General features: G+C 64.6%; 14 protein-coding genes. 6 read left to right on the top strand and 8 right to left on the bottom strand.

Annotated elements, in window-relative coordinates; genetic code table 11:
* The 3 genes from BH682_RS15100 to BH682_RS15090 all read right to left on the bottom strand — a co-directional run bounded on the left by BH682_RS15100 (position 1) and on the right by BH682_RS15090 (position 2,719).
* Entirely contained in the window at positions 1 to 1,008 is a 1,008-nt protein-coding gene (locus BH682_RS15100) for a heme/hemin ABC transporter substrate-binding protein (protein ID WP_075833247.1), read from the bottom strand.
* Positions 1,005 to 1,691 (bottom strand): biliverdin-producing heme oxygenase, encoded by a 687-nt coding sequence (locus tag BH682_RS15095; protein WP_003946162.1) that lies wholly within the window; start codon positions 1,689 to 1,691, stop codon positions 1,005 to 1,007. The genes BH682_RS15100 and BH682_RS15095 overlap by 4 nt, the downstream gene beginning before the upstream one ends.
* A gap of 92 nt (positions 1,692 to 1,783) precedes the next feature.
* The gene (locus BH682_RS15090) at positions 1,784 to 2,719 is read right to left on the bottom strand and encodes an aldo/keto reductase (protein WP_003946175.1); all 936 of its coding nucleotides are present in this window, start codon (positions 2,717 to 2,719) and stop codon (positions 1,784 to 1,786) included.
* Between the two features lie 228 nt (positions 2,720 to 2,947).
* Between BH682_RS15090 and BH682_RS15085 the strand changes: the two genes are divergently transcribed.
* The 4 genes from BH682_RS15085 to BH682_RS15070 are packed head-to-tail and all read left to right on the top strand — an operon-like array spanning position 2,948 to position 6,013.
* A complete protein-coding gene (locus BH682_RS15085; protein ID WP_030537531.1) occupies positions 2,948 to 3,793 on the top strand; it encodes an undecaprenyl-diphosphate phosphatase in 846 nt (281 codons plus the stop codon).
* A gap of 58 nt (positions 3,794 to 3,851) precedes the next feature.
* Entirely contained in the window at positions 3,852 to 4,547 is a 696-nt protein-coding gene (locus BH682_RS15080; protein WP_003946173.1) for a histidine phosphatase family protein, read from the top strand.
* A gap of 55 nt (positions 4,548 to 4,602) precedes the next feature.
* A complete protein-coding gene (locus tag BH682_RS15075) occupies positions 4,603 to 5,202 on the top strand; it encodes a DUF3090 domain-containing protein (protein WP_003946200.1) in 600 nt (199 codons plus the stop codon).
* Between the two features lie 4 nt (positions 5,203 to 5,206).
* Complete coding sequence (locus BH682_RS15070; RefSeq protein WP_030537533.1) at positions 5,207 to 6,013, top strand: SCO1664 family protein; 807 nt, start codon at positions 5,207 to 5,209, stop codon at positions 6,011 to 6,013.
* Here the strand turns inward: BH682_RS15070 and BH682_RS15065 are convergent.
* The gene (locus tag BH682_RS15065; protein ID WP_003946187.1) at positions 6,010 to 6,471 is read right to left on the bottom strand and encodes a MarR family winged helix-turn-helix transcriptional regulator; all 462 of its coding nucleotides are present in this window, start codon (positions 6,469 to 6,471) and stop codon (positions 6,010 to 6,012) included. The two genes, BH682_RS15070 and BH682_RS15065, sit on opposite strands and share 4 nt — an antisense overlap.
* Before the next feature lie 127 nt (positions 6,472 to 6,598).
* On the opposite strand from BH682_RS15065, the gene BH682_RS15060 reads away from it, so the two are divergent.
* Positions 6,599 to 8,689: an MMPL family transporter gene (locus BH682_RS15060; RefSeq protein ID WP_411561120.1), complete on the top strand. Its 2,091-nt coding sequence runs from the start codon at positions 6,599 to 6,601 to the stop codon at positions 8,687 to 8,689.
* Between the two features lie 10 nt (positions 8,690 to 8,699).
* A complete protein-coding gene (gene mshC / locus BH682_RS15055; RefSeq protein WP_075833243.1) occupies positions 8,700 to 9,941 on the top strand; it encodes a cysteine--1-D-myo-inosityl 2-amino-2-deoxy-alpha-D-glucopyranoside ligase in 1,242 nt (413 codons plus the stop codon).
* Between the two features lie 57 nt (positions 9,942 to 9,998).
* On the opposite strand, the gene BH682_RS15050 is transcribed toward mshC, so the two are convergent.
* From BH682_RS15050 to BH682_RS15035, 4 genes are read right to left on the bottom strand one after another with little or no spacing between them, the layout of a single operon-like run.
* Positions 9,999 to 14,174: a TIGR02680 family protein gene (locus BH682_RS15050; protein WP_075833241.1), complete on the bottom strand. Its 4,176-nt coding sequence runs from the start codon at positions 14,172 to 14,174 to the stop codon at positions 9,999 to 10,001.
* The gene (locus tag BH682_RS15045; protein WP_054187391.1) at positions 14,171 to 15,613 is read right to left on the bottom strand and encodes a TIGR02678 family protein; all 1,443 of its coding nucleotides are present in this window, start codon (positions 15,611 to 15,613) and stop codon (positions 14,171 to 14,173) included. Before BH682_RS15045 ends, BH682_RS15050 begins: the two co-directional genes overlap by 4 nt.
* Positions 15,610 to 17,115 carry a TIGR02677 family protein gene (locus tag BH682_RS15040; RefSeq protein ID WP_007733760.1) on the bottom strand — a complete coding sequence of 502 codons (1,506 nt, stop codon included), beginning with the start codon at positions 17,113 to 17,115 and terminating at the stop codon, positions 15,610 to 15,612. Before BH682_RS15040 ends, BH682_RS15045 begins: the two co-directional genes overlap by 4 nt.
* Positions 17,116 to 17,148: 33 nt before the next feature.
* Entirely contained in the window at positions 17,149 to 18,234 is a 1,086-nt protein-coding gene (locus BH682_RS15035; RefSeq protein ID WP_019748530.1) for a hypothetical protein, read from the bottom strand.
* Positions 18,235 to 18,359: the final 125 nt, after the last annotated feature.

The following is an 18,359-nucleotide window of genomic DNA, read 5'->3' as shown; positions in this document are numbered from 1 at the left end:
TCACGATCCACCGGGCTCGTAGATCGCTTCGGCGAGTGCCGCCATGACGCGTCCGGTGTTGGGCCCGAAGCTGAGCAGTACACCGTCCGCCATGTCGACTACTCGTTTGTTCTTTCCAGCCGGCGTCTGCGCGATGCCAGGGACCTTTTCGAGGCCGTCGATTCCGCCGATCGATGCCAATCCGTCCGTCATCATCAGCAGGGCGTCAGGCGCTGCGGCGATGAGCGCTTCGCTGGTGATGGGCACGAACTGTTGTGTGATGCCCGAGGCGGTTCCTGCATCGGTGGCGCCGAGTGCCTCGATCAAGGAATCTGCTCCGGACCCTTCACCGCCGATCATGGTGATGGCCGATCCGCGCATGTAGAGGAATGCGATTTTCAGTGGATCGCCCTCGGTGGGGACCAGGTCACGAGCTTTAGCGATTTCCGATTCGGTCCGATCGACCAGCGCCGCGCCCTGGGCGGGGACGCCGAGCGCGTCGGCGACGGCCTGGAGTTGTCCTGGCACACCCTCGAGTGTTCGGGTCGGATCGAAGAAGACGACGGGAACACCGGCGGCGCGCAACTGATCCTGGACGCTCTTGGGCCCGATACTGGTGTCGGTGAGAACAACGGTGGGATTGAGGTCGAGAATTGCCTCGGTGTTGAGCGATTGGCCGCCGACCGTGACAACCGGCACGTCCGCGACTGCGGGGAACTTGGCGGCGGTGTCGCGGCCGACGAGATTGTCACCGAGGCCGAGCGCCACCGTCGTCGTCGCGAGCGTCCCGTAGCGGTCGGCCGCAACAATCCGGCTGTTGTCGGTGATGGTCACGTCGACGCCGTCGAAGCTCTTCACCGTCAGGGGCAGTGTCGCGGTCGGGTTGTCGGACACGGGAACCGGGCTGGAATCTTCGAGTACCGCGGTCCTGGCACCCTGAGATGTCGTCGAAGTGTCGCTGGACCCGCAAGCCACCAGACCGAAACCGGCTGCTGCGACCAGAGCCGCCGCGGCCAAGCGCTTCATCATTTGACGAGGTAGCTCTCGATGTCGCCTTCGAGGTCGGCGAACAAGTCGCCGTTGAGGCGGTACGCCAGATTCACCTCGTCGATGAAACGCTGCTGTTCCTCGGCAGGAATCTGCAGTGCATCCAGATTCGAGCGGTAGTCGTCCTTGAAAGGCTTCGGCTTGGGGATGCCTTCGAAGATGTAGAAGCGAAGTCCGTCGGTCTCGAATCCGTAGGCGCGTTCGAGCATCCGGCGGATGATCTGTCCGCCCGAGAGATCGCCCATGTACCGAAGGTAGTGATGTGCGACGAAGCCGGCAGGCCAGTCGAACGCCACCTCCTTCAGGCGGGCGATGTAGCGCTCGGTTGCCGGCAGTGCCACGAGTTCGTCGCGCCAGTTCGGTCCGCCGAGGAACTCGAGATCGGCTTCGAGTGAAGCCACGCGCAACAGATCCTCGGACAGGAACGGGGCGACCAACTCGTTGTCGGCGTGTGTGCGGCCGGCCTCTTCGAGGCTCGTGTAGACGAGGTACGTCTGTCCCAGAAGTGCGGCGTAGCCAGCCGTGGTCAGCTCACCGCCGAGTAGAGCGCCTACGAATCGCGACTGCTCCGTCTCGCGGTGTGCTGCGTCCGTCTCGGTCTTGATTCGTTCGGAGAAGGCTGGGCCTGCGTCTGCGGAAAGGCTGTCTACGTCGAGCGTGGTCATTGATTCTCCTGAGGCTGTAGTCAAGCGTTGCCTACTAGGTTAGCCTGCCCTCGCCAACACGATACCTCCGGTATTTCGATCAGCGGGACAGATCAAGCGCTCACATCGTCGAGAGCCGCGGCAATCGCTTTCGGAAGTTCCAATTCTTCGGTTGCCAGTACTCCTGTCAACTGGGCGAGATCACGCGTGCCGACGACGGCGCTGGCCACCCCGGCGCGATCGCGCGCCCAGGCCAGTGCCACCGCCAGTGGGGAAGTACCCAGACCGTCGGCAGCGGTAACGACTGCGTCGACCACCCGGATCGAGGAATCGGTCAGATAGCTCTGCACATCCTGCGAATGTGCTTCGTCGGCGCCGCGGGAATCGACGGGAATGCCGTCGCGGTACTTGCCGGTCAGCACACCGCCCGCGAGGGGTACTGCGGCGAACACTCCGACGCCGTGATGGGCCGCCGCTGCGAACAATTCTTCCTCGACGCCGCGTGCGAGCAACGAGTACTCGGCCTGCGTCGCGGCGAGTGTTGTTGCGCCACCGGCTCCTACGGCCGTCGCGAGCTGCCAGCCGAGGTAGCCGCGAACTCCGACGTACCGCACCTTGCCGCTCGAGACGGCGTAGTCGAGGGTTGCTGCAACCTCGTCGACGGGCGTGAGCGGATCCCAGGTTGCGACCTGCCACATGTCGAGGAAGTCGGTTCCGAGTTCACGAAGAGTCGCGTCGAGCTGGCGGAGCAATCCGCGCCGCGAGCAGTCGACGCGGTCGGTGCCGATCGGTGTGGGGTCGATGCCGGCGCTCGAGCTGATGATGAGTTCGTCACGTGGAACGACGTCGTCGAGCAACTCGGCGAGGATTCGTTGCGCCGCACCGGCGCCGTAGGCGGGCGAGGTGTCGACCAGGGTTCCGCCGGCCTCGGCGAACGCGAGTAGCTGCGCAGCAGCCTCGTCGCCGTCCGTGTCGCGTCCCCATGTCAGTGTGCCGAGCCCAAGTCGCGAGACCCGAAGTCCGCTCGTTCCGACAGATCTGTGCTTCATAACCGCCTGCATCTCGCGCCCGACTCGTGTGCGCAAGTGCGGCACCCGAGAGATCTCACCACGTGCAGACTAGTAGGCGCTCGCCTCGAGTCGGGGTATTCGGACACGGACGTGCCGGGCGCGGCGCGGCGCCGTGGGCCCCGGTAGCGTGGCGCCGGTGAAACGTGAACCCGACACACGAAACCTGTGTGCAGTAACCCCATTCGAATCAGCCGGGATCGGTGAGTGATGGGCGAAGCGATGACCTGGCTCCAGGCCGTGATCCTGGGCCTCGTGCAGGGCTTGACCGAGTTCCTGCCCATCTCGTCTTCCGGACATTTGCGAATCGTGTCGGAGATATTCTTCGGCAGTGACGCCGGCGCGTCGTTCACCGCGGTGACGCAGCTCGGCACCGAGTTGGCGGTCCTGATCTACTTCGCACGCGACATCGTGAGGATCATCACTGCCTGGTTCCGAGGTGTGTTCAATGCCGAGCACCGGGGCGATCTCGATTACCGGATGGGCTGGTACGTCATCATCGGCACCATCCCGGTCGGCATCCTCGGGTTCTTCTTCAAAGACCAGATCCGTACCGGCGCACGCAATCTGTGGCTGATTGCCACGATGCTGATCGTGTTCGCGCTCGTCATCGCTGCTGCCGAGTACTACGGACGCAAGACGCGCCCGATCGAATCGCTCACAGCGCGCGACGGCATCATCATGGGTTCGGCTCAGGCGCTCGCGCTCATCCCGGGTGTCTCACGTTCGGGTGGCACGATCAGTGCCGGCCTTTTCCTCGGACTCACCCGTGAGGCCGCAGCCCGTTACTCGTTCCTGTTGGCGATTCCGGCAGTTCTCGCCTCCGGTTTGTTCAGCCTCCCGGATGCCTTCGAGCCGGCCGGTGAGGGTCTGAACGCGAGCGGTCCGCAGTTGCTGGTGGCAACCGTCATCGCCTTCGCGGTCGGTTACGCAGCGATCGCCTGGCTGCTTCGATTTGTTGTCGATCACTCCATGTACTGGTTCGTCGGATACAGAATCGCTCTCGGCGTAGTCGTCCTTGCGTTGCTGGCCACAGGGGTCGTGTCCGCGACATAGGGCCCGTTTCGACGTCGACCACCCGTCCGTGCGGCCACCGCCCCATTAGGGTTGTGGAATGACAGTTGTCCTACTGCGGCACGGGCGGTCGACGTCCAACACTGCCCATACCCTGGCCGGTCGAACGCCGGGTGTGGAACTCGACGACCACGGCCGGAAACAGGCCGAAGGCGTCGTCGATCGGCTGGTCGGTCTGGACATCGCGGAGATCGTCCGCTCGCCGCTGTTGCGGTGTGAGCAGACGGTCGGCCCCATTGCCGTCGACCGTGGTCTGACGCCGGTGGTCGAGGATCGCCTCATCGAGGTCGATTACGGCGACTGGACGGGTCGCCCGCTCAAGGAACTCTTGGAAGAACCGCTCTGGAAAGTGGTGCAGCGCCACGCTTCCGGTGCAGTGTTTCCCGGCGGTGAAGGGCTGGCCCAGGTACAGGCGCGAGCCGTTGCCGCGATCCGAGAGCACGACGCACGGCTGGCCGAAGAACACGGCAAGGACGTCGTCTGGATCGCGTGCACGCACGGTGACGTCATCAAATCGGTTCTCGCCGACGCGTTTGCGATGCATCTCGATTCGTTCCAGCGCATCGTCGCCGAGCCCGCCTCGGTCAGTGTGATTCGCTACACGGCGACACTGCCGTTCGTTCTTCGCGTCAACGACACCGGAGACGTGCTCGCCGCGATCGGTGCAGCGAAGGCCGCGACCAACGGTTCGGCTCCCGCGCAGGAGTCCGTCCCCGGCGGAGAGGTCGGTGCGTGAGCTGTGACGGATAATGGGTATTCAGTGATGTTCTGCTCGAACTCGAGGAGGTGCAATGTCGCGCGCGATTCACGTATTTCGCACTCCTGACCGATTTGTCGCAGGAACGGTGGGCGAACCCGGTGACAGGTCTTTCTATCTCCAGGCCGTGCACGAATCACGGGTGGTGAGTGTGCTGCTCGAGAAGCAGCAGGTTCAGGTTCTCGCCGATCGCATGGGCTTACTCCTCGAAGAGGTGCATCGACGCTTCGGAACCGAGGTTCCGCCACAAGCCGACGACGTCTCCGACCTCAGCCCGCTGGTCACACCACTCGACGCGGAGTTCCGGGTCGGCACGATGGGGCTCGGTTGGGACGCCGATGCCGGGGCGGTCGTCGTGGAGCTGCTTGCCGTCAGCGAGACGGAGTTCGACGAATCGGTTGTCCTCGACGACGCCGACGACGGTCCGGACGCAGTCCGTGTGTTCCTGACTCCGGAGCAAGCGCGCGAGTTTTCGCTGCGGTCCGAACGCGTCATCGCGGCGGGACGCGCGCCGTGCCCGCTGTGTGGTGAACCGTTGGCGCCCGAGGGGCACGTCTGCATCCGCACCAATGGGTACCGACGCGGCGAGTCCTTCGGTTTCGCGATCGACGACGCAGACGACGACGAGGTCTGACGTCGTGTCCGAACCTGGTGTGCCGGACGTGCTGCTCGAGGGTGATCTGACTCTGATCGGTCAGATCACCACGGCGAGCAACGCCACGCTGGTATGTGAGTCAACTCTGGGGGAGAAGTCCACCCGCGTGGTCTACAAGCCGGTCCGGGGTGAACGCCCACTGTGGGATTTCCCGGACGGCACTCTGGCGGGGCGTGAGGTCGCGTCGTACCGCGTGTCCGAGGCGCTGGGTTGGGGAGTGATTCCGCGAACAGTGTTGCGGGACGGCCCTTTCGGTCCAGGCATGGTGCAGCGATGGATCGACACCGTCGATCGCCGCGCGGATGGATCTGGCGGACTCGAGATGGTGGACCTGTGCAGTCCCGGCAATGTTCCGCCGGGGTGGTTCGAGGTCCTGCAGGCCTTCGACTCGGAGGGTGAACCAGTCTCCCTGATCCATGCGGACGATCCACGGCTGCAGCGAATGGCCGTTCTGGACGTCCTCATCAACAACGCCGACCGCAAAGGTGGTCACGCCCTCGAAGGCGTCGACGGCTCGGTGTACGGCGTTGATCACGGAATCTGTCTTCACTCGGAGAACAAGCTGCGGACCGTGTTGTGGGGGTGGGCCGGGCAGCCCGTACCCGGTGCTTTGATCGCCGACGTCGCCGAATTCGCGACAACTCTCGACGGGGATCTCGGCGACGAGTTGTCCGAACTGATCACCGAAGAGGAAATCGTGGCCTTGGCGGTGCGGGCGATGCAGTTCGCCGAGTCCGCTGTGATGCCTGAGCCGAACGGCCATCGAACGATTCCCTGGCCGGCCTTCTAGTCGCGAGACGTTTCCTGCTGTTCGCGAGTTGCCGTCTTCAATCCGGGTGAGCGAACCAATCGCAGTAGTTGTTCGCGCAGCGCGGCGACATCCCCGACGCCGACGGTCAACGCCGCATCTTCTTTCTCGAGCGTCAGTAGTCGCTCGTACGTCAGTCTTCCGGCGTCGGTTATCGCGATCACGCGCCGACGCTCGTCCCTCGGATCGGTGTCACGAGTGACGTAACCCGCTCGTTCGAGACGGTCGATCGTGCGGCTCATCGTCTGATCGGTGACTCGGGCGTTCTTCGCGATGTCGCGTTGAGACGCCGCCCCACCGGCGATCGAGTGGAGCACGATCAGGCCCGCGTGCGTCATGTCCTGAGACCGCAAGACCTTCTCCCATGAGTGCTCCACCAGGCGTGCAGCGGTGGACAACAGCCGGCCGGTGGGCCAGTCGTCCAGGCCGTCGCTGCTCATTTTTCTGCCTTCCGTTTGCAATTACTCAGCATGCTGAACAAAATAGTCGGCAAGTCCTCTGCTGCCGATCCCTGGAGACCCAGTGAGCACACCAGTACAAAATCGTCCTGTTCGTCGCCTTCGATGGATTGTGCCAGCTCTCCTCGTGATCGGCTGGCTGGTAATCGGAGGATTCGGCGGTCCGTTCGCCGGAAAGCTCAGCACGGTGCAGCAGAACGACAACACGTCGTTCCTGCCCGCGTCGGCCGAAGCGACCGAGGTGGCAAAGCTTCAAGAGAGCTTCACGGACACGCGCTTCGTGCCGGCCATCATCGTGGCGGAACGACCGGGTGGCCTCGAGCCCGCCGACTCCACCTTCCTTTCCCAGACCGTCGATTCGTTTGTCGGTACCGAAGGATTCGGCGACGCCTCATCGCCGCCGATCCCGTCGGCCGACGGCCAGGCACTCCAGATGTTCCTGCCGGTCGACAGCACCCTCGAAGTCAAGGACAGCGTGAAAGCGCTGCGCGCGGCGCTGGAGTCGAGCCCTGACGGACTGACAGTCAAGGTCACCGGCCCCGCTGGGCAGGTTGCGGATCTGTCGGCAGCATTCGCCGGTATCGACGGATTGCTGTTGTTGGTAGCCGGATCCGTCGTGATCGTGATCCTGATCATCGTTTACCGAAGCCCGATCCTGCCGTTCGTGGTGATCTTCTCGGCGATCTTCGCACTCGGATTGTCGAGCTTGCTCGTGTATCTGCTCGCGGACGCGGACGTCATCGCACTGAACGGTCAGAGCCAGGGCATCCTGTTCATCCTCGTGTTCGGTGCCGCCACCGACTACGCGCTACTGCTGGTCTCTCGCTACCGGGAAGAATTGCGGATCGAGAAGGACAAGTACGCAGCAATGCGCACTGCGTGGCGCGCGACGCTCGAACCTGTCGCAGCGTCTGCAGGAACGGTCATCGCGGGCGTTCTGTGCCTGTTGCTCTCCGACCTGAACTCGAACCGCGGACTCGGTCCGGTGGCCGCCATCGGTATCGCCGCGTCCTTCCTCGCATCGATGATCTTCCTACCTGCTGTCCTGGTTCTGTTCGGGAGGACGGCGTACTGGCCGACCAAGCCGAAGTTCGATGCCGACCGCGAGCACCACGACGAGGCGAACGATCACCGGTTCTGGGCCGGGCTCGCTGCTCGAATCGGTAGGCATCCGCGCCGCTTCTGGGTGGCGTCGACGCTGGTGCTGGTGATCTTCGCGATGATGATGCCGCAGTTCAAAGCCAGCGGTGTCTCGTCGTCCGACATCTTCTTGCTCGATGTCGATTCGGTTGCAGGCCAGGAGATTCTCGGCGAGCACTTCGACGCGGGTTCGGGTTCACCGGCCGTGGTCATCGCGAATGCAGACCAAGTGGATGCCGTTGCGGCAGCCAGTCGCGTGGAGGGTGTCAGCGACGTAAGCGTCGTGCAGAACGGGGGAGCGCCTCTGGTTGTCGACGGGCGAGTCTCCCTGCAGGCGACGTTGACTGACGCTGCCGACTCGCTCGAGGCCGAAGACACCATCGTGCGACTGCGTGATGCAGTTCACTCAGTGGAGGGCGCCGACGCATTGGTCGGTGGCGTCACTGCGACCGACCTCGACACGAAGACCACCTCGACACGGGACCGGACACTCATCATTCCCGTGGTGATCATCGTGGTGTTCGTGATTCTCTCGCTCTTGCTGCGTTCGCTTCTCGCACCGCTGCTTCTCATGGGCACCGTTGTGCTCTCGTTTGCTGCGACACTGGGCATTTCGTCGCTGGTGTTCGACCACATCTTCGGTTTCCCCGGCGCGGATCCGGTGGTCCCGCTCTTTGCGTTCGTGTTCCTCGTGGCTCTGGGAATCGACTACAACATCTTCCTCATGACGAGGGTGCGTGAGGAAGCGCTGAAGATCGGCACCAGGGCGGGCGCTCTGCGGGGACTCACGGTGACCGGCGGGGTGATCACATCTGCCGGAGTTGTTCTGGCAGCAACCTTCTCGGCGTTGGCGGTGATCCCTCTGTTGTTCCTCGCCCAGATCGCGTTCATCGTGGCGTTCGGTGTCCTGCTCGACGCTCTGATCGTCCGATCCTTGCTGGTCCCGGCCTTGACCTACGACATCGGTCAGAAGATCTGGTGGCCGAGCAAGCTCGCGTCGACGCCCGAACCAGAGCAGGATCAGCCAGCACCTTCCCAGCCTCAGAGCAGTCTCCACTAGGCTCGGCAGCATGCAGTCTTGGTCCGATACCGCACTCCCGTCCGTTCCCGGTCAGGGGCCGCCGTTGCGGCTGTACGACACAGCCGACCGTCAGGTTCGCCCCGTCACCCCGGGCGAGAAGGCGACGATGTACGTCTGCGGCATCACCCCGTACGACGCCACCCACCTCGGCCACGCGGCCACGTACCTCACGTTCGACCTCGTGAACCGCATCTGGCGCGACGCCGGACACGATGTCCACTACGTCCAGAACGTGACCGACGTGGACGACCCGCTGTTCGAGCGAGCCAATCGCGACGGCGAGGACTGGATCGTCCTCGGCATGCGTGAGACGGCTCTCTTCCGCGAGGACATGGAAGCGCTGCGTGTGCTTCCGCCGAAGGACTACATCGGCGCCGTCGAATCGGTGAACGAAGTAGTCGAGTTGGTGGAGAAGTTCGTGGCGTCCGGCGCCGCGTACATCGTCGACGACGCGGAGTTCCCTGACGTCTACTTCCGTGCCGACGCGACCGAGCAGTTCGGCTACGAGTCGGGCTACGACCGCGCGACGATGGAGAAGTTCTTTGCCGAACGCGGCGGAGATCCCGATCGCGTCGGAAAGCGCAATCCTCTCGACGCACTTGTCTGGCGTGCGGAGCGTCCGGGCGAGCCCTCGTGGCCCTCACCCTTCGGGCCGGGGCGCCCCGGCTGGCACATCGAATGCGCGGCCATTGCACTCAACCGCATCGGCTCCGGCTTCGACGTCCAGGGCGGTGGCAGCGATCTGATCTTCCCGCACCACGAGTTCTCGGCGGCGCATGCCGAATCGGCAACGGGTGATCGCCGATTCGCGCGGCACTATGTGCACACCGGCATGATCGGTCTCGACGGCGAGAAGATGTCGAAGAGTCGCGGAAACCTGGTCTTCGTCTCCAAGCTGCGCGGCGAGGGGGTGGACCCAGCGGCAATCCGCCTCGGACTGCTGTCCGGCCACTACCGCCAGGATCGCGCGTGGACCGATCAGGTCCTCGCGGATGCTCAGTCGCGCCTGAAAGTGTGGCGCGAGGCAGCGGCTCTCGATTCCGCGCCGTCAGCCACCGACACTGTTGCGCGTTTGCGTCAGCACCTGGCCGACGATCTCGACACCCCGAAGGCGCTCGACGCGCTCGACGGTTGGGCCCGCCGCGCCATCGAGGGCGGCGGATCCGACACGCAGGCACCCGGCGAGTTCGCCGATGCCGTCGACGCCCTACTGGGTATTTCGCTTCGCTGAACCCCTGCTGTGCGCCTTTGTTAACCGCGGGCGGTTAATAAAGGCGCACAGCAGTTTCTAGGCGTAGTCCAACGCACCTTCGGCGGGTGTCGGCACCCGGCGCCGTAGCGGCGAGCCCAATGCCCTCGCCAGATCCGTTCCGTCGTGCTCGGCAAGCAGCTCACCGTTCGACCAGACCAGCAGCGCGGCGCTGACAGCCTGTTCGGCCGTGGAGTGCGCGAGGTCGTAGTGCGCACAGCCGGGGACGTCTGCGTATGTGATCCACAGGTCGTAGCCGGTCATGAAGAGGTCCAGGTCGAACTGAACGCTCAAGCCGAGAAGCTCGCTGCGACCGTTGTCGTCGACACCGGCGAAGGCCTCGTCGAGTGCCAGCAGACGCGGGGCGTGCGGGTCGGCCGAGTCCAACATGACGTGCGCCGCGGCGAACAAAGGAAGGTGCAGCGAGACGGACTGCTCGCCACCGGACAGCGCGCTGTGCCGCGCGACGGTAAGACGGTCTTCCTTGCCCTCACCGCTGATGAGGGTGAACGAGAACACGCGCCATTGACGGTAGTCGAGCGCCGAGGACAGAATCTCCGGGTACGAGCGTTCGGGGTGCGCCGCGCGGGCGGTACGGATCTGCGTCGCGAAATGTGCTCGCAGAGTAGCTAGTTCATCGACGCCGAGGGCCGACGCGTCTCGATCCAGCAGCTTGGAGATCGCCCGCGAGCTGTCGTCGAGGTTGTCGGCGAGCACCCAGTGAACGCCGATGGTATTGCCTGAGGACATCCGACGCTCACGCATCTCGGTGCCCATCTGTGCGATCAACTCGCGTGCGTCGACCGTGCGCTCGTGGATCTGCTGAGCCAATCCGGTCAACAGGGCATCTTCGAGAATGCGACGCTCGGATTCGGTGAGCAACTGCTCCTGATCGCCGCGAGCGTCGTGGATCCGCGTTGCGAACTCGCCGATCGACGAATAGCCCTGATCGTCCTGGACTCGTACGACGGTCAGCCCATCCGGTGCATCCCACTGCAGACGGTAGTCCTGTCCGGCCGCTGCGAGTTGGGCGTCGAAGTCCTGCAACGCCGAGGTCAGTGCCGTGCGGGTTGCCTTGCGGGCTCCGTCGGTGACTCGGACTGCCGAGGTCGCAGCCTCGAGCGCTCGGTACAACTTGTCGACGTCTTCGGGGAGGACGGGCGGGTGGGCTGCGTCCTCGCTGCGATCTTCGTTCTGGATGCGGTAGACCAACTGATCTGGGCTCATCCACGCCGCTGAACTTGCCGGCCAGCTCAGATGTTCCTTGACGCCCAACAACTCGAGAAGGTCCGGGCGCGCGTAGGGTGCGAGTCGCTCTGCATCACTGCGGGTTTCGGTCAGGGTGTGACGCAAGGTCTCCACGGCGGTGTTGTACGCACCCTCCGCCGTGCCGATCTGGAGGACGGCGGCGTCGTACGCCTTTCGCGCCGCACGCTGTTCGACCTTGCATTCTTCGATCTTCGCGCGGGCTTTTGCCAGGTCCAGGTCGATCTGCTCGGCGCTGGCACCGAGGGTGTCGCGCAGCGTCTCGAGACGCTGCACCTGCTGGAGCAGACTCTCCTCGGCGATGGCGGCTTCCTCGGCGAATTCCTCCGCATTGGCGCGTGATTCGTCGAGACGGTCGCGAGACTCGCGTTCGAGTTCGACTTCCTTGGCATGCTCCCGTCGGCAGCGCAGCGCCAGTTCGCCCTGCTTCTCGAAATGACGGATCGCCGCCGCGAGGGAATCGAGTTCACGGCCGATATGCGGCGTCCGGTGCTGCGACGCCGTCGCTCGGAGTTGCTTTTCCTTCGCCGCGAGATCAGCGATCGCCGCATCGAGTTCGCGTTGTGCCGTTTCCGTGGCCTCCGAGCGAGTACGGAGTGCGCCGGCAGATTCGGTGACCGTCTTGAGTGCGCGCAGGATCGAACCTGTCTTCGGCAATTCCTTTGCCGCAGAGTTGATCCGGCTCAGTTGCTCGTTGGTCTGCGCCACCAGTGCCTTGGCCGTATCGACTGCCGCGGCAAGTTCTTCCAGAGCCGCGTCGATCTCGGTGATCCGAGCCTCGCGTCGACGCGCCCGTGCTGTGGTGCCGATGTACTCGGCGTCGGCCTTGACGTGCCGGCCACGCGCGACGCCCTGCCAGAAGCGACCGTCGACGCCGATCGCGACGCTTGCGTCGGAGTCGCCTGGCGCCTCGACGAGACTGATCGACGCGAGAATGTCCTGTACCCGAGCGTCGGGTACGTCGGCATTGCCTTCGACCTCGAGGACGTCGGCCAGCGTTCGTCCCTTCGGACGCTGCTTGACGGGCAGAGCCGTCAGGAACTGCTCGCTGACGTGCTCGGGAATCTTCTCGTCCGGGCAGATCCAGCCGTCGAGCAGATTTGCCGCCTGGAGTGCGGATTCGATTCCCGTGGCCACGTCTGGTTCGACGGAGTCGGCGAAGCGCACCAACTGCCACAGCGGTGCACCACCCAGTTCACTGCGGTTGTCGGTGCGTGCGTGGAAGGCAGGCGGAGCGTCGTCGTGTTCCGCGGAGACGGCCTTGCGCTCGGATTTGAGAGCCGCGATGGAGGCGTGTGAGGCAGATATTTCAGCTTCGGCCTCACGTCGACGCTCGCGCAGCGTCTCGGTGCCGGCTTCGGTGTGCTCGGCGAGAACTGCGGACAGCGCCGGAGCGTCTTCGTCGCCGACTTCGGCGAGCGCCGCGTCGAGAGCTCCGAACAGCGACGTGTCGGCGCCGACAGCCGAAAACAGGGAGGAGTGATCGGTCCACCACGCGCGCAGCCCGCTGGCGCACTGACTGCGTGCGAGTTCCACGGCAGCTTCGCCCTCGAGTACCGCGGCCTTGGACGCTTCGAGCAGCTCTTGTCCACGGCGAGAGCTGTTTTCGGCCCGGGTTCGTTCGGTCGCCGCCTTCTCGACGGTCGCCAGTGCGGTGCGGACGACGCGTACGTCACCGTCACGCTCCTCGGCATGGCCACGGACGGCTGCCGTGATCTGGTCACTGCGTGAGCCGTCGGGCAGGGGAGTCCAGACGATGCCGGCGTCCTCGGCTGCTGCCTGAAGTTCGTCCTCGGCGCGCGAGAGTGCTTCGGCCGCACGCTTGACTGACGATGCAGCCTTGTCGGCTTCGTCGCCGCGTTGAGCGAGTGCCGCCTGCGCTTTCCGGGACTTGTCTGCCTGCTGCTCGGTCGAGAGCTTGAGCGTCGCGACGGCCTGGGCGAGGTCGTCGAGTTGCTGTTTGCCTTCGTACGCGCTCGAGCGTTGCAGTGCTTCGACATTGGCGCGCGCGTTCTCGAGTGCCTGCTCGGCCTGGTTGAAGCGCTCCTCGGCTGCTGCCCGCGCCTCACGGCTGCGGGTCTGGGCGAGCGACGACTCGTCCATGGCGGCAACACCTCTGGTGACCGCTGCGAGGCGGGTGCTGACCTGTTCGATCTCTCCGCGAGACTGCTGACGCAGGTACTTGGTGTAGACCCCGATGAAACTCTGGGCTGCCTGATCGGCGGCCGCGAGCCCCTCGAGCGCGCGGCCGACTTCCTCCATGTCGCTGAACGAACGCGCAGCTTCGAGGACCAACTGATCGTCGAGTGGACGGAGACCGTCGGTGAGTGCCTGCGAAAGGCCCTTCGGGTCGAGGTTCTTCGCGAGCTGGGGACGGCGAAGCGTGAGAATGAGATTGATCAGCTGGTCGTAGCGCTGCACTCCGAGACCGAACATTCGCGCGTCGATGGCTGTGCGGTAGTCGAGGGGACGGTCGGTGATGGAATCGCTGCCGAGTTGTTCGGCCAACTGCTTCTTGGTGAGAGGACGATCGTCGTTGCCGATCAGCGAGAAGTCGACTCCGACGCGGCCGTCGGCGACGAAGTACCAGCGGGTGACCTTGTCGTTGGTTCGGGTTGCCCGCATGCCGATTCCCACGGTCACCGACTCGGGATCTTCGAGGGAGCCGCGGCAGAACTCCATCCACACGTAGGAGTGCGCGCTGTCCTGGCCCCGGTAGAGCAGGTTGGACTTCATCGTGCGCTCTTCACCGGCGAACGGGTTGAGGCGCCGCGGTTCGATGCGGCCGTCGAAGACGAACGGGAACAGGACCTCGAGGGCCTTGGTCTTGCCGGATCCGTTGGGTCCCCGCAGAACCAGTCGACCGTCGGCGAACGAGAACTCTTGGTCTCGGTAATCCCAGAGGTTGATGATTCCAGCCCGAGTAGGTCGGAAGCGGGCGTTGCTCATACGTTCTCTACCTCTGATAGTTCGCCGTTGGGGGAAGGTTCGGGGCCGAATTCGTCGACCGGATCCGGTGCGGAGTTGTCCACCGCGAAGTCGATCTGAGGATCGCGTTCGCGCACGGAGACCACGACGTCGCGGTACCGGGCAAGGACGGGCAACACCAGTACGCCGCCGTCGACCGCATGCGTCAGGCGCAGACGTTGCAGCAACCCGAGCGCCTGCTTGCGCAGCCCGTTGTGATCGGCCTGCCACTGCGCCGCGAAAGTTCGCCCGAACTGGTCCACCAACTCGGTGACCTTGTCAGCGAGCCAGTCGTCGTCGATTTTCGGGTACGTGACGGGTGGCGGTGGCTCGGCCGGTTCGCCGGCGGGCAGCACGAAGTCGTCGTCCTCGTCGGCGAGGTCCTCGAAGATCCCGGCCTCGGGGATGGCGGCATCGAGTTGTTCGATCAGGTGATCGTCCGACACGTGCGGGATCGGAAGTTTCGGCAGTTCGGGAGCGTCGACGTCGAGTACGCGGTCGGCAATCTCGCCGGCCAGGAGAAGTGCCACCTGAGCGATCGTTCCGGTGCTCGGGAAGCGGACGTCGGAGAGTCGGCCGGTGGGATCGATCATCGCGATTCCCTCGGCGCGGCGCTCGGCCACCAACCCCGTCAGTAGTTCGACTTCCGACGCGGTCTTGGGCTGCGCCAACGCGATCAATTCGTGCTGATCGAGTTCACCGGCCAGTACGACCGGGCGCTCGACCAGTGCCCGACGTACTCGGCGTCCGATCTCTTTCGCGTCCACGGGAATTCCGTCGTCCTCGGAGGCGCTCGAGGTCTCGACGGCCAGGAGTCCGCGGATGGAGTGTAGGTGCTGCAGGGCGCGCGGTGGACGGAACAGCGCTACGACGACGGAACGGTCGATGTCGTAGAGCGCTTCTCCCGCTTCGGGATTGGACGCCCAGCCGTTTGCGTCACCGTCGGCGAGGGCGATGGCGCCTCTGACTCCGAGCCAGCCCACTGCGTCGACGAAGGCGTCGCGGTCGGACGCACGATCGGTGGAGAGTTCGACGCCGTCGACTTGTGCAGCATCGGCCGCGACGTGATCCGCCAACTCCGACAACGTGATCTGGTTCCCGGCGCGGCCCAACGCGGCCAGGCACAATGCCAGGTAGGCGTAACGCGTGCGATCGAAGGTTCGCTCGGAGGCAGTTCGGGCCGGTGCCGACGGGTTGAGTCGATCCGACACCGTGAACAGGCGCGCGGTGGTCTCCGTCACCTCGAGGCGGTAGCCGAACAGTTCGAGTAGGTCGTCACGCAGCTCGGTGGCCCAACGGCGCAAGAGCGGCAACGCAATTCGATCCGGGTACGTCGAGGTGATCAGGTGGTTGGACAGGATCACTCGCGCCGCGCGTTGATACGAGTCGAGGGCAAGGGGCGTGATCTCGCGAGCTCTCATCGAACACTGACCTCGATGCCGTCGAGGTGCATACGCCCGCGGGCGGTCTTGATGGTGGTCGAACCGTCCGAGGGACTGAGCGTCAGCTTCACCCCGTTCTCACTACCGGTGGAACTCTTGACGCGTCCCACCACCGGAACACGCGCGGTCAGTGCTGCATTGAGCAGACTCAGCAAAACTTCGGTCTCCTGCTCGTTGAGTTCGCGCTGATAAACACCGTTCGACGCGAGGGATTGCGCCGCGGCACTGCGCGTACGTTGCGCCGCCAACTGCTCTTCGCGCAGGCGGCGGATGCTGCCGTCGTTGCGGGCAACTTTGCTCGGCAAGCCGGGTGAGGGCGGGCGGCCGGTTTCGGCGAGTGTTCGCGCGATCTCGACCGGCGGTGCCTCCCACCACGAACGTGAGTGAGAAATGATGTCGGCGTCCGGATGCACCATCGAGAGGTGGCGTGGACGGCCGAGGTCGAACACTGCCTGGAACAGAGCATGAGCTGCGTCTTCGGACGGCGTGGCGGCGAACCAGCCGGCGAGGTGCCGGAGCTGGCTCTCACGGCTGACACCGCCGCGACGGGTTTCCGTGACGCGGCGAAGTAGCGCGAGAACCGCGGCGATCGCGCTCATCGTGCCCTCACGCAGGCGTTCGGACTCGCTGATTCCCGATTCCGCAGAGACGAACCAGGCGGTCAATCCTCGCCAGCGCGCAGCCCAGTCGTCTTCGCGTTCGGTGATCGGGACGAACACCCGTTCGTCACTGGCGGCGGCGAGGCGGATCATGCGATCGACCCCGGTGGATTCGACGTGCTCGATCGCTTCCTTGAGCTTGGGGGCGTAGCGCGCCAGATCGGAGCTGAACTCCCGCATGTGCGTGAGCAGTGCGTCCTTGTGCGTGAGGAAAGCCTGCGGGGTGATCTCCGTGGTCCGTACGAGGTCCCCGAGGGTCAGATAGAAGTGCGCGGCTCGATCGGCCATGTCGGAGAGTGTCGAGTCGAGGCGCTTGAGCTTGCGGAAGATCAGATCGCCGTCGGAGCTTCGGTTGGCCTCGGCGAGTTCGGACATGTCTGCGAGCAGGTCCGGCAGAGCGAGACGCGAGAGCGACGCCGAGTCCAGGCGTGCGGCGAGAACGTCTTCGACCGATCGATAGACCTGGTATCCGGCCTGACCGAACTGGTAGACGAAGTGGCGATTGCGGTACTCGGCCAGCGTGGCCGCGCGGGTGCCGTCGTAGCTGCGCTCGAGGATCTCCCACACGTGGAGCTGATCCAACAGGGGAGTGACCTCTGCTGCCGACAGATCGGCCGCCGGATCCGATCCACCGATCTTCTCGAGGATGTGCGCGACGGCTCCGGCATGCAGCAGGACGGTGTAGTTGGCGCGAGCATGGTCGAAGGCACGAAGTACCCAGAGGTACTCGGCCCGTTTTTCCGCGATCGTGAACGAAAACAGCTTCAGTCGATTGGTGTCGGCGTACGCGGCGTAATCGGGCGCACTCGTTTCTTCCACCATGACAGGGTAGGCGAGAGACGCCCCCTCTTTTTCCTACGGGCGATCCGTAGCAGGGGATGCGGCGCGTCGCCACTGCGATTCGTTCTCGATCATCCATGTGAGCAGGTGCTCGGCCGCCGCCTCGTCGGAGTCCGGGCCGACCAGCAGATCGGCGAACGCTTGGCTGGGGGCGACGATGCGGATGCCGTCGCGGGTGAGCAATCGGTCGAAGGCAGACGGTGAGAGGGGAGCGGTGATCCACACGTCACCGCCGGATTCCACACGCCGTAGTCCGAGAGCGTCGGCGAACTGATCGACGTTGTCGGCATGGAAGTGGGCACGTCGAGTGGGCGCGTACCGAGCAAAGGGTGCGGCGGCCACCGAGGCGGTACCGGCGTAGATGTGACCGCTGAGCTGACGCAGTTGATCGAAGAGTGCTTCCAACCCGTCCGGCGCGTGAAAGCCGTGAGGCGTCGGCGCTTTGGCCCCGGCCTCAGCCGCCCATTCACGAAGCATCTTCGGCCAGCGGACGTCACCGATCCCACCGCGGGGGAGCCGGGTGACCAGTTCACGATCCGACAGTGTCTGAACCACCCGGTAGGTTGCTCCCGTCGATGCACCGGCCAGGCGCACCAAGGCAGTGATCGCCAGTGGCGCCGCGAAATCGGCAAGCGCACGCACGACGCGAGCTGACGGATCACCCGTCAGCTGTCCGGAAGGACGACCAGGCCCCCGCCACGGATCGGCGTCGGCTCCGCGTCCACGCACCCAGACGGCGGGTCGATCAGCGGTCAACGACACGTTGCCCGTGGCGTCTGCGTACGAAATCGCGTGGGAATCGAGCTGCCGGCGAACCGGCTCGGACAGATATTTTGCGCACACGAAGCCGGGTTGACCGGTGGGGAAGCGATCGGCGATACCGGGAACGTCGCTGCTCAGGACACCGTGAGCGGCGTAGACGCCGAATTTGGCCACCGCGCCGTCAGGGGAGCGGAGGTCGAGTCGGAGTGGCGCCTCGGACAGGTCGGGGGAGCGCTGTGTCGACAAAGACCACGTAGGAGGCAAATTTTCTTCGATGACGGCAACCGATCGCCGAAAAATGTCGATCGGCCGTTCCGGTTCCGACTCAGATTCGCTCATGTTCTAATGGTATCAATATCTGTCGACGACGGAAACACAAGATTTTCCGAATAATGTTCGCCCTGACAGCCTCGCGACAACGGTGGTCCCTTTCGCCGAGAAACTCACTACCTCCACAACTTCAA

Source organism: Rhodococcus sp. YL-1 (assembly GCF_001942025.1).
GTDB classification, from domain to species: domain Bacteria; phylum Actinomycetota; class Actinomycetes; order Mycobacteriales; family Mycobacteriaceae; genus Rhodococcus_F; species Rhodococcus_F qingshengii.
Note: the sequence above shows the minus strand (reverse complement) of the source record. Positions and strands in the feature narration are given on the sequence as shown.